General features: G+C 42.0%; 10 protein-coding genes. 4 read left to right on the top strand and 6 right to left on the bottom strand.

Annotated features, from left to right (window positions below; translation table 11 throughout):
* Positions 1-169: 169 nt before the first annotated feature.
* Together RMY64_RS32025 and RMY64_RS32030 are read left to right on the top strand one after the other, a co-directional pair.
* Positions 170-1,861 (top strand): NAD-binding protein, encoded by a 1,692-nt coding sequence (locus tag RMY64_RS32025; RefSeq protein WP_322702137.1) that lies wholly within the window; start codon positions 170-172, stop codon positions 1,859-1,861.
* A gap of 234 nt (positions 1,862-2,095) precedes the next feature.
* The gene (locus RMY64_RS32030; protein ID WP_322672847.1) at positions 2,096-2,695 is read left to right on the top strand and encodes an arsinothricin resistance N-acetyltransferase ArsN1 family B; all 600 of its coding nucleotides are present in this window, start codon (positions 2,096-2,098) and stop codon (positions 2,693-2,695) included.
* Between the two features lie 115 nt (positions 2,696-2,810).
* Here RMY64_RS32030 and def read toward each other — a convergent pair whose 3' ends face one another.
* Both def and RMY64_RS32040 read right to left on the bottom strand, forming a co-directional pair.
* The gene (gene def / locus RMY64_RS32035) at positions 2,811-3,341 is read right to left on the bottom strand and encodes a peptide deformylase (RefSeq protein ID WP_322702138.1); all 531 of its coding nucleotides are present in this window, start codon (positions 3,339-3,341) and stop codon (positions 2,811-2,813) included.
* Positions 3,342-3,488: 147 nt separating this feature from the next.
* Positions 3,489-4,733: an HhoA/HhoB/HtrA family serine endopeptidase gene (locus tag RMY64_RS32040; protein ID WP_322702139.1), complete on the bottom strand. Its 1,245-nt coding sequence runs from the start codon at positions 4,731-4,733 to the stop codon at positions 3,489-3,491.
* Between the two features lie 293 nt (positions 4,734-5,026).
* Here RMY64_RS32040 and dnaA point away from each other — a divergent pair, with 293 nt between their 5' ends.
* Entirely contained in the window at positions 5,027-6,409 is a 1,383-nt protein-coding gene (gene dnaA / locus RMY64_RS32045; protein WP_322672844.1) for a chromosomal replication initiator protein DnaA, read from the top strand.
* A gap of 445 nt (positions 6,410-6,854) precedes the next feature.
* Here dnaA and RMY64_RS32050 read toward each other — a convergent pair whose 3' ends face one another.
* The 3 genes from RMY64_RS32050 to RMY64_RS32060 form a co-directional block, all read right to left on the bottom strand.
* Positions 6,855-8,984: a caspase, EACC1-associated type gene (locus RMY64_RS32050; RefSeq protein WP_322702140.1), complete on the bottom strand. Its 2,130-nt coding sequence runs from the start codon at positions 8,982-8,984 to the stop codon at positions 6,855-6,857.
* Positions 8,985-8,994: 10 nt separating this feature from the next.
* Positions 8,995-9,384: a sugar ABC transporter permease gene (locus RMY64_RS32055; protein WP_322702141.1), complete on the bottom strand. Its 390-nt coding sequence runs from the start codon at positions 9,382-9,384 to the stop codon at positions 8,995-8,997.
* A 253-nt stretch (positions 9,385-9,637) separates the two neighbouring features.
* Positions 9,638-10,078, bottom strand: a complete 441-nt coding sequence (locus RMY64_RS32060) for a hypothetical protein (protein ID WP_322672678.1) — start codon at positions 10,076-10,078, stop codon at positions 9,638-9,640.
* 545 nt (positions 10,079-10,623) lie between these two features.
* Here RMY64_RS32060 and dnaN point away from each other — a divergent pair.
* On the top strand, positions 10,624-11,787 hold the full coding sequence (gene dnaN / locus RMY64_RS32065) for a DNA polymerase III subunit beta (RefSeq protein ID WP_322702142.1): 1,164 nt from the start codon (positions 10,624-10,626) through the stop codon (positions 11,785-11,787).
* Between the two features lie 72 nt (positions 11,788-11,859).
* Here the strand turns inward: dnaN and RMY64_RS32070 are convergent, their stop codons facing one another.
* Complete coding sequence (locus tag RMY64_RS32070) at positions 11,860-12,183, bottom strand: hypothetical protein (RefSeq protein ID WP_322672680.1); 324 nt, start codon at positions 12,181-12,183, stop codon at positions 11,860-11,862.
* Between the last annotated feature and the right edge of the window lie 102 nt (positions 12,184-12,285).

Below are 12,285 nucleotides of genomic sequence, written 5' to 3' on the forward strand. Positions count from 1 at the left end.
CCTCTGTTTCTCTGCCCCCTCCCTCCTGCCTCCTGCCTCCTGCCCCCTGCCTTCTGCCTCCAATTAAAACAATCGTGTTGTCAGCTACAGTAATATTCCAGGAAAATGGGCAACAATATTGATAACTAACTAGAAATGCAGCCCTACCTGTAAAAGATGCTGCCGTTTCATGAAACCCAGAATTATTGTTTGTGGCTTAGGACGTACCGGATATAAAACCTTTCGTCTGCTGAGACATCAGGGAGCCTTCGTTGTTGGCATTCATCACCAATCTATCCCCGGCGAAACCGCAGGAGATGTGATTGTTGGAGATTTACAAGCAGCTTCTACCCTGACAGCAGCAGGAATTCAACAGGCACACACTTTAGTCATCGCTGGATCTAAAGATGCTCTGAATTTATCTATTATGATGCAAGCGCGGGTGCTGAATCCCCAGATTCGGATTATCAACCGTTTTTATAATACAAATTTAGGAGAGCGCCTAGATCAAAGTTTGCCAGACCATTTGAGTATGAGTGTTGTCGGATTAGCAGCACCCGTATTCACCTTTGCAGCGCTGGGAAACCGAGCGATCGGACAAATTAAATTATTTCAGCAAACTTGGCCAATTCACGAAGAATACATTCATGAAAACCACTTCTGGAAAGGTCGAAAGCTGAGTGAATTGTGGTCAGACCGATCGCGGATGCTAATTTATTACTTACCAGTCAAAGGTGAGATGGATTTGGTATCAGCTGTCATAGCTGGCCAAGAAATCCAAGTAGGCGATCGCATAATTATTGGTACACAACCCCGCATCCGTTCCCCCCGGAGATCGTTGATTAGAAAACTGCTAAAAGTTATGACTAATTTTAGGCAGTTTCAGGAACACGGGCGATCGGTAGTGGTGGGTGCTATTGCACTATTGACGGTTATTGCGATCGCTACATTCACTTATATGTCGGCTGAGTTGAGTTTGTCTCCTGTAGATGCTCTATATTTTTCTGTCGGCATGATTACCGGAGCCGGTGGTAATGACAAAGTAGTAGAAAATGCTCCTAACAGTATTAAGTTATTTACTGTTGTGATGATGCTGATTGGAGCAGTAGTGATTGGTATTTGGTATGCCATGCTCACAGATTTTGTCTTAGGAAGCCGCTTTAAGCAATTTTGGGATGCAGCCCGAATTCCTCAGCGATCGCACTACATTGTCTGTGGCTTAAGTGGTATTGGGGTGAGAATTGTTCAGCAACTCCACGCCAGCGGACATGAAGTTGTCGTCGTTGAACCCGACTCCAACAGTAAATATATCAACACCGCCCGCGAACTCGGTATCCCTGTGATTCAGGGTGATGCCAGCTTCCGCACAATACTCAAAGCTAGCAATATAAACTCTGCCGCCGCAGTGATTACTGTTACTAGCAATGATGCTACCAATTTGGAAATTGCCCTCAAAGCCAAAGGTTTGGCACCCAGTATTCCGGTGATTGTTCATTATGGCGATCCTGATTTTGCTGGCATAGCCCAACAGCTATTTGGCTTCGATGCAGTGCTGAGTCCGGCTGAATTAGCAGCGCCAGCTTTTGCTGCTGCTGCGCTAGGGGGACGTATCCTGGGCAATGGCATCACAGCCGATAGTCTTTGGGTAGCTTTTGCCACTGTAATTACAGCTTCACACGTCTTTTGCGGTCAATGGGTGAAAGATGTAGCAATGTCTGCTGACTGCGTACCTTTGTACGTAGAAACAAACCACCAAACTCTTCATGGCTGGGATTTATTAGAAACTAATCTCAGTGATGGTGACGTTTTATATATGACAATGCCAGCGACGCGGCTATATCAATTGTGGCGGGGCGAGCAAGTTTGTGAAGCACATGCTTAAGACAATAGACCTCTTGGCATTTGTGCTTTTTGCACTCTTGTGGGAAAAGGGACTCATCTTTATTGGGGAAAGGGAAAATACCAAACCTTTCCCCTTCCCCTTTTCCCGATTTCTGCAAAAAGTCTAATTCTCACAGTCATTGCACCCTCATGCGTGACATTGATGTAAACTTAAGCCAAAAGCCTTTTCAAACCTCGTTTCTAGCGAATTATTAAAATCCAAAAAGGATCTGTTGTGAAAGCTGCAATTAGACTAGCTAACGAAAGTGATGCTTTAAAAATGCTGGCAATTTATGCGCCAGTTGTGTGGGAAACTTCAATTTCCTTTGAGATAGAGCCTCCCAGCAAAACGGAATTTGAAAAACGCATCAATAACTATCAACAGCAGATGCCTTGGCTAGTGTGTGAAATTAACGGTGAGATTCTAGGTTATGCCTATGCTACTCCCTACCGGACTCGTGCTGCTTACCAATGGTCTGTAGAATCATCCGTGTATGTAAATGTTGAATATCGCAGAAAAGGAGTTGCTAAAGCTTTGTACACTTCTCTTTTTGGCTTGCTGCAACTCCAAGGATTTTATAACGTTTTTGCTGCGATCGCTTTACCCAACCCAGCAAGTGTAGCTATGCATGAGGCTGTCGGTTTTTCGCCTCTAGGTGTTTTTTACAGAGTTGGGTATAAATTTAGTAAGTGGCACGATGTTGGCTGGTGGCAATTATCTCTGCAACAAGAGCCACCGTTATCAGTAAATCAGCCTCTTTCTTTGCCAGAAGTGCAAAAATCATCTCTGTGGAATCAAGCTTTAAGAAGTGGACTCTTGCTACTTCGCGTTTAACTTGGTGTTGCCCTTAGCTATTTAACATTTATACATAATTTTCCGTAAAGGTCGGGAAGGGGGTTAGGGGGTTACGTTAATCGTTAGCTTTTTCACCACCACTCCCCACTCCCATTTATTTGTTAACTACTCGTTGTTGGTATTCCTGCTCAGTAATCATATCAAGAGTATTTTCTAGGCGATCGACAAATACAATACCGTCGAGATGATCGTATTCGTGTTGAAAAATCCGAGCGATAAAATCGGTTAATTCTTGCTTTTGTAAGTTGCCTTGAGAGTCAGTGTATTCGACTTCAATAGCTTGATAGCGAGGAACTAACCCTCTAATTCCTGGAACACTTAAACAACCTTCCCAATCTTTGACAACTTCAGTTGAATGAGCAATGATTTTGGGATTTATCATGGCAGTAGGTTCCATTTCTGGCGCATTGGGATACCTGGCATTAGGACGGGAAGCCACAATAAATAAACGATAGGATTGTGCTACTTGAGGCGCAGCGATTCCCACGCCGTTAGCCTTGGCAACAGTGGCGATTAAATCTTCAATTAATTTTTGAATCTGCTCATCTTGAATATTCTCAACCCAAGCAGCTTTTTGGCGCAATGTTGGATTGCCTAATTGAATTATTGGCGCTAATTCAGTCATGATAAAACTCCTTTTAGGAATGGGGAATTGGGCATGGGACATTGGGCATTGGGCATTGGGTATGGGGTATGAGGCATTGGGGAAGTATAGTATGTCAGTTGTTTTTCAAATGACCAATGACAAATGACAAATGACTAATGACAAACATCATCCTTCACGTCTGACTGGCAAAGGAGCAGGTTGAACTCCTACTTGGACAATTTGCCCATTGCGTTCCACTTCTATGGGTAATTTCGTACCGATTTTGCTCTTTTCTACTAGCTTTTGTACTTCTTCAATTTTAGTAACAGGCTGGCTGTTAATGCTTTTAATCACATCACCGACTCTTAGTCCAGCTACAGATGCAGGCGATCGCGGCACAATCTCAACCAGCAAAACGCCGTCATCTGCTGTAATATTTAAGCGATCGCCTGCGACATTCTTGATTCTTTCTTTATTTTCTGGTGTTAATGTCACCATCTGCACACCCAAATAAGGATGATCCACCCTGCCTTTAGCGATTAATTCTTGGGCAATCCTTTGCACGGTGTTAATGGGGATAGCAAATCCCAAGCCTTGAGCGCCTCGGATAATCGCTGTATTCATTGCAATCACTTGACCGCGAGCATTGAGCAATGGCCCACCGGAATTACCAGGGTTAATTGCAGCATCCGTTTGGATGTAATCAACCCGCTTGTCACTTGCACCGATATCGCTACTAGAACGCCCTGTAGCACTAATAATTCCAGATGTAACGGTATTATTCAAGCCTAATGGATTACCAATGGCAATTACAGCTTCTCCTGGTTGTAAGGCATCAGAGTTACCCACAGCTAGAGTTGGCAGATTATTCGCATTAATTTTGATCGTTGCCACATCTGTTACTGGGTCTTCACCCAAAACTTTCCCATCAAAAGTCCGGCCATCTTTGAGTATAACAGTGACTCTATCAGCACCATCTACCACATGGGCATTGGTAACAATTTGACCGGAAGAATTAATAATAAATCCAGAGCCACTACCGCGTTCTACGCGTTGTCTAGGCTGTGGCGCTCCTTCTCCAAAAAACCGCCGGAAAAATGGATCGTTGTTAAATTCGTCTGGTACGCGAGAAGTAATTGTTCGGGAAGAATCAATCCGAACTACCGCAGGCCCCACCTGTTGCACTACTTTCACGACAAAATTAGGATCTCCAGACGAAGAGAAAATCTGCGGGGGGACAATTACCGGATTAGGTTGTGTTGTGTTTTGGGCTTGAGTATCGCTTTGCTGATTATCAACAGTCCTAGCAGGTAGAAGAGAGCAGCTCCCCAGGAACACCACTGCTACCCCGTATGAGAGCATCCACAACCTATGGGGTAAGCCCCTGGTTTCAATCTTTTTGGGTGCTGAGTGATGGTTTGTTATCTTCATGTGTCGTTGCTTCTCCGTGTCAATGAGAGTGCTGAGTTAAAAGTGCAAAGTGCTGAGTTAAAACCGCTCATTAGGGACGATGCATATATTGGGTACAAAAGCTGTGAGAAATTTTATTTTACTCACCACTTAGCACTCAGCACTCGGTTTGGTCAGTGGGTGTTAGGATCTTGCCTACTGGGTAGATCCCAAAATGGTTACAACTTAAAAGCTTATTTTAGGTCTAGCGTGTCTCAATGCTAAATTAGTGCTTTCTCTTCTATTGTGACGATTAGCAGCAAAGGTGGTGGATAATGGAAATTCCCATAGAAAGTCTGTGGATTCAGGTACTAGAGCGCCTAAAGCTTGAACTATCCCGACCTACCTTTGAAACTTGGATCAAAACTGCTAGTGCAGAGCGATTAGAAAATAATTGTTTGATTATCCGCACTCCTAACCCATTTGCTCGTAATTGGTTACAGAAGTATTACATCAATACGATTGCTCATGTAGTCCAAGATATTCTCGGTCATCCCGTAGGAATTTACATTACTGTTGCTCAAGGCGATCAAGTTTCTCATTTTAGTGAACGAGAGGTTGCTTGGGAATCACCAAATTCCAGCAGTATTTCTGAAGCTGTTCTCGATCGCAATCATCAAACTACTGACTTAAACTCTAAATATGTCTTTTCGCGGTTTGTAGTTGGTGCTAACAATCGCATGGCTCATGCTGCTTCTTTAGCAGTTGCAGAATCTCCAGGTAAAGAGTTTAATCCTTTATTTTTATGCGGTGGTGTCGGCTTGGGTAAAACTCATCTGATGCAAGCTATTGGTCATTATCGCTATGCAATTTTTCCTAATTGTAAAATATTTTATGTTTCTACTGAGCAGTTTACTAATGATTTAATTACAGCCATCCGTAAGGATAGTATGCAAAGTTTCCGAGAGCATTACCGAGCGGCTGATGTTTTATTAGTGGATGATATTCAGTTTCTTGAAGGGAAAGAGTATACCCAAGAAGAATTCTTTTATACTTTTAATACTCTACATGAAGCTGGTAAACAAGTTGTCATTGCTTCCGATCGTCCGCCCAACCAAATTCCTAGCTTGCAAGAACGTCTTTGTTCTCGGTTTTCTATGGGTTTAATTGCAGATATCCAAAAGCCCGATTTAGAAACGAGAATGGCAATTTTACAGAAAAAAGCCGAGGATGAAAATATTAGTCTTCCCCGCGATGTAATTGAGTATATTGCTTCTAACTATACTTCTAATATTCGAGAATTAGAAGGAGCTTTAATTCGGGCGGTAGCTTATATTTCTATTTGGGGTTTACCGATGACGGTGGAAAATATCACGCCAGTTTTAGAACCGCCTAACGAAAAAATGGCAGCTACCCCAGAAGCAATTTTAAAGGTGGTGGCGGATAATTTTGATGTTTCAATAGATGACCTCAAAGGTAACTCGCGACGAAGAGAGATTAGCTGGGCGCGTCAATTAGGAATGTATCTCATGCGCCAACACACGGCTTTGAGTTTGCCGAGAATTGGCGAGGAATTTGGTGGTAAAGACCATACAACGGTAATCTATAGTTGCGATAAAATTACCCAACTTCAAGAGAGCGATCGCACCTTAGTACAAACTCTACGTGAATTGAGCGATCGCATCAATATGACTAGCCGTTCTCAAAAACCATCTTGAAGATGTATTGTAAGTTTTCCACAAGCAGCAGTCTGAATTATGAGCTTTGACGGCTGAAGAATTAGTCAAGAATATTAAGTAACGTCTAAAAATTGATTAAATTTAACTTAGATTGTGGAAAAAACTGGGGAAAACTTGATATTCTACAGTTAACATTTAATTGAGTATAATTACCTTGTGGAAAAACTCAAGTACTTTTCCACAAGTTTTCCACAAGGTAAACTTGCCTAACTATGATTGCAATAGAAATTGTGGAATTTTCTAGTAGTCAGTTAAGTTTGCTGAGTTTGTAGTGAGCGCTTTAGCGCTCAAATCAAGGACTAAAGTCCTTACTACAAACTTATTTACCCATCAAATAATAAATGGGATGAGTCGCACAACTGTTCGACCTCGCAGCCTACCAAGCTATCCGACCCAGTTTTATATTCGGAGATTGTTACCAACCTCACTGGAGTAGGTCTAGACTCTTCTTGGGTACACCAGATGAATTCCCATTCATCTGTTCTGACAGCAGAAGAGTGCTGAGGGGAGCCGCAACCACAACCCGAAAACCCACGGAGTCGTACTTATCGTCACGCGCGCGCCTGACGGTAAACGCCGAGCGGCAGTACCCCGGATTGAAGTCCCACGAACCACCACGCAGCAGCCGCTCAACATTGTCATTTATAAAAGCGCTGCCGTCTGTTAGCGCTTCGTTATAATTTTCGTGCCAAGAATCCTGACACCATTCCCATATATTACCATGCATATCAAATAAACCAAAGGCATTTGGTGAAAATTTTCCGACATCTGTTGTTTGTTCACGATATTCACCCTTTGCCCCAGAACCATAGGTATAATTTCCGTCATAATTTGCCAACTCAGTCGTAATCGTCTCACCAAAATAAAATGGAGTAGTTGTTCCCGCACGACAGGCATATTCCCACTCTGCCTCACTAGGCAAACGATAGGTTTTCCCAGTCTTCTTAGACAATCGGGCACAAAACTCAATTGCATCATCCCAAGAAACACGCTCAACAGGTCGATTAGCGCCTTTGAAATGCGAGGGGTCGGGATTTAAATCAATATTTACCTTTTTCAGCGTGGCTACAATAGCCCATTGTCTTTGTGTAACTGGATATTTGCCCATGAAAAAGGGTTGAACGGTAACAGTATGCCGTGGACTTTCAGAATTGCTTCGTTCTGGCTCATTCTTTGGGGAACCCATCAAGAAATTTCCACCAGGAATTGCAACCATTTCCAGAACTACATCATTAGCCAAATTTTCTGAAAAAAACTCGACTCGTTTGCAACTGCGATTGATTTCACAGGTTTTTCCTAAGCCAAACAATCCTGATTTTACATTTATGGTGGTGGTTTCAAACTCAAACGGCTGAGTTTGAATATCTGGGGAAAATGGCGGTTGAGAAACAGTTTTAGATAATTCTCTCTCTTGTTTTTTCTTTAATTCCGCTTGCCGTTTTTCAGCTTCGGCTCTTTCTTGCTGCTGGTGCTCATATTCTGCTTGTTTTGGCGCAAGCACTCGTTGTTTTATCGAGGTAATGTCCTCATCCCTTAGTCCTAGATATTGTTGATATTCTTCCAGTTCCTCCTCGTTAAAAGGATATTCCTCATTGACTGCAACAGTTAGCGCCTCTTCATACCGAACTCGTTTACGCTCATACTCCCAATATGGTTGCAAAACTTCTTCTCGAATTGCCTTTGCTTCATCCTCAGATAGCCCACAATCAATCCGCTTAGATTCCAGCATTTCTGAAGCAAAGATAGAAAACTTACCTTTATTAGACTTGGCGCGGGTTTCTACTTCTTTGCGATAGTTCAGCTTGGGGTCATCTTTAGGCGACTTTGCCAAAAAAATTCTATAACCTTGCTTAACGGGATAGAACTCCGGTGTCATTGTTGGAGATACTTCTCGAACCTTACTGCTGGCATATCCATGCAACTCATCCACCGATATTAAACCATTTCCGTCTTGATCTGCTGCGCCTTTTTCAATACCCTCAACTAAGTATTGAGTGTAAATTGAAAGTTCAAGACCTTCTTGCTCAAATGCATATTGCGTGGAAGTCGAAGCAGTAAGAATTGCCCTTCCTTCACCCCCCAAATGTTGTTCAAGGTTGATAGTGCCGCTATCTTTAGCTGTCAAACCTTTGGCAAAAGCTGCACCAAAGCAACAGTCTAAAATTACAACGAGTTGCTTTGACTTGCTTGTGTTCATCCAACGATGCACTTCTCTGGCTGCTACAGCCGAGGTTGGTACTAATTTTCCTTGCTGGTCTTTACGGCTTTGGCGAGTCGAGAAGTAAAATTCACCTCCACTATCAGTTATGCCATGACCAGAAAAATAAAGTAGTAAGACATCATCCTGATTACGATTTAAAGTATATAATTCATAAATTTTATCTTCCATTTCCTGCCGCAAGGGATTTTTCAGCACCTCGGCCTCGTCAAAGCCACCCATATCTGGGTTGACTAAGACTCGCCTTATAGCTTCGACATCTTTGACAGCACTAGGTAGGGGATTCAATCCCGGCTCATATTCACTAACCCCAATTAGTAATGCGACTCTTGCCATGTTTGCTTTGTTATATATCTTTGGTATTTTTTATAAAATCCTCAGCTTGGCGTCTGGCAAATTCAAACTCTTCCTGATTACTGGCTTTGACTTCGAGTTTCTTGCCATTAACTTCTACATTAATTTCAATAGTTTTTCCAGAAAGTTTAGTACTCAAAAACCCAAACAAAGGCTTGATTAACCCTGGATTGCCCACTGCCTTTAATGTCGCCAACAAAAAACCCCCGAAAGCCTTTGAACCTTGGGGAGCTTCTGTAACTGCCACTAAATCTGCATTTTCTACTCCATCCACTTCTTTAATTTGTGGGAGCAAATTTTGCACTTCTGCTTGCAATTGCTCTTCGTCTAAACCCGGTTCCGACAGGGAAATAGTCACCTGAACATTAGATGTGGTTGCCATTATGAAGCGTCTCAGTGATGTTAGCAGTATCTCTGATAGATTGTAATATTTTTGGAGCTGTAAATATTACATTGGGCAAAGATAACTTGCGGCTATAGAGACTTGTGTTGAGCAAAGTCGAAATACAAAACCCACCTTTGCAGGACTAAAAACCTTTATTTTACCTCGTTCCCAGCCTGGAGGCTGGGAACGAGTTAGAAAGTTAAAGCAAAGGCTGTATTTTAAGTGAGTGCCGTTTCCTATTGGATTTTAGCTAATTTGCGATCGCACCCGAAGCCCCATTCATAGATTTATTTCCAGAAGAAGGCTGAATAGAATCGGCTGCTAAAGAATTGGTGACTTTGGAATTGCCTAGTACGCCTCGCTTCTTCTTGGTATTACCTCGTCTAGCACCACCCGCCATCTCGTATTCTTGGCTGATTTTACCGTAACGGCTGGCAACTCCTAGTAACATTTTTTCTGACATGGTTATTACAGCCTGTTCTGCGTTATTCACGTCATCAGTGAGTTTGTCAATGGTAGATAAAGCAGTATTGTAGGCAGCAAGCTTAGACCGGAGATCGTTAATTGTCGTATTATAAGCTTGTATAGTTAGTCCTTCCCCAAAGTCAAGTTCTACGCTGATAGATTGTAAACTTTCAATTCGGCGATCGGCTCGTTCTAAAACGCTGGAATTTCTTTTGCGACGTGCCATAATCCATCTCTGCTACTAGATTTATAGTACTGTTTTATACAAAAATATATTTTATGTCATGGGGAAATACTACAAACAAGTTGCGTAGACATAGACCATAGTAGGCATCCCATCTCCCAAAGTTTAGTTAATTTCACTTAGATTATTTTGATATTTTAGGTAATAAATAAATTCATAAGTTCATTACAACAAATGCTGCAATGATTTAAGGGTTTCTTATACATGGAAGAATGTATGTTGCAAAGTATTAAGCCTTTGCAGCAAATGCTTATATATTTTTTGGAAATACTTAAGGGTTTCTTATACATGGAAGAATGTGTGTTGCAAAGTATTAAGCCTTTGCAGCAAATGCTTATATATTTTTTGGAAATACTTAAGGGTTTCTTATACATGGAAGAATATTTGTTGCAAGTGTTTCAATTATTACAGTTTGAAGCGTAGAAGCGATACTTGTGGCGGACTACGCCTAAGCGCTAATCAAACAAATAGCGATCGCCTATAAACATAAGGATGTTAGGATATCTTTCACAAGCTGTATCTGACTTATGAAATTAGTTTGCTCCCAAAGCGATCTCAGTACAAACCTCTCACTTGTTAGTCGTGCAGTACCTTCACGACCAACTCATCCAGTACTTGCCAATGTGCTGTTACAAGCGGATGCCCAAACTAACCAAGTAAGCTTAACAGCCTTCGATCTCAGCTTGGGAATCCGCACCAGCTTTAACGCAGAGGTATGGGAAAGTGGGGCGATCGCACTTCCTGCTAAGTTACTTGTAGACATCACCTCTCGTCTTCCAGAAGGCGAAATCACTTTAGACGATGAATCAGCCTTGACAGGTGCAACATCCGGTGGAGAAGGTTTAATTGTCACACTCACACCTAAGAGTGGACATTACCAAGTCCGAGCAATGGGGCCGGAAGAATTTCCCGAACTACCTATAATTGAAAATACAGAAGTAATCCATCTCACCACCACTGCATTAATTGAAGGATTACGCGGTTCATTGTTTGCTACCAGTGCTGATGAAACCAAGCAAGTACTCACGGGAGTGCATTTAACAGTTAAACAAGACACCCTAGAATTTGCAGCTACAGACGGACATCGCCTCGCAGTCGTAGAAACTAGCAACGAGCGCCCTTTAGGCGGAACTAGTCAAGTAGAAGTGACAGTACCAGCTAGAGCATTACGCGAACTTCAACGAATGTTAGCTCATAGCGCCTCATCAGATGAACCTGTAGCTTTATATTTCGATCGAGGTCAAGTTGTATTTGCATGGCAAAATCAACGCTTGACTAGTCGCACCTTAGAAGGGCAATATCCTACTTATCGACAATTAATTCCGCGCCAATTTGAGCGACAAGTAACAATCGAACGGCGACAATTTATCAGCACTTTGGAGCGGATTGCTGTGTTAGCCGATCAGAAAAATAATATTGTTAAACTCAGTATTGATAGCGCAGCTCAAGAAATTACTTTATCTTGTGAGGCTCAAGATGTAGGCAGTGGTAGAGAGTCAATGCCGGCACAAATTTCTGGTGAAAATATCGAGATTGCCTTTAACATTAAATATTTGATGGAAGGCTTGAAAGAGTTACCATCTTCCGAAATTCAAATGCATTTAAATCAAAGCCTAACTCCAGTGATTTTTACACCATTGGGTGCTTTGAAAATGACCTATTTAGCTATGCCTGTGCAACTTAGAAGTTAAAAAAATTGTAAGGTAGCACATCTTTGCTACCCTACAGCGTATTTTTGTTTTCACAGCAGATATGCATATATATTAAGTAATCCATATCAGATTAACTTTGTCCCCCTTCATCCCCACACGTACTATAAATTCATGTCCATCATCAGCAAAACTCAGCTTCCACAAATAGGTCTGAGTTTCTCCTTGTTTGAGATGACCGAAGTAAGTAGTTGTATAGCCCTCAGACATACGTGCAATTAGTGGGGAACTAACTTGGTCAAAATTTTCTTTGGTAATATCAGCTCTGTAGTCTGAATCACCTACTGTAAGAAAAAGATCGTAATTTCCCGTAGAGGTGGCATCTAAGATAGTCTGCAAACAACTAATGACGTTTTCAGAGGGATTTATCGAATTCATAATTATGTATGCTCCTAAGCGTTAAACCCTAGTCAAGTATAAATCAGGTTATCCCTCTTCTGTCACTTTCCGAGTATTCTGAATAAAAGGATTAAAAGAAAA

Origin of the sequence: Nostoc sp. DedQUE08, from assembly GCF_034530895.1 — a bacterium.
Classification (GTDB): Bacteria; Cyanobacteriota; Cyanobacteriia; order Cyanobacteriales; family Nostocaceae; genus Nostoc.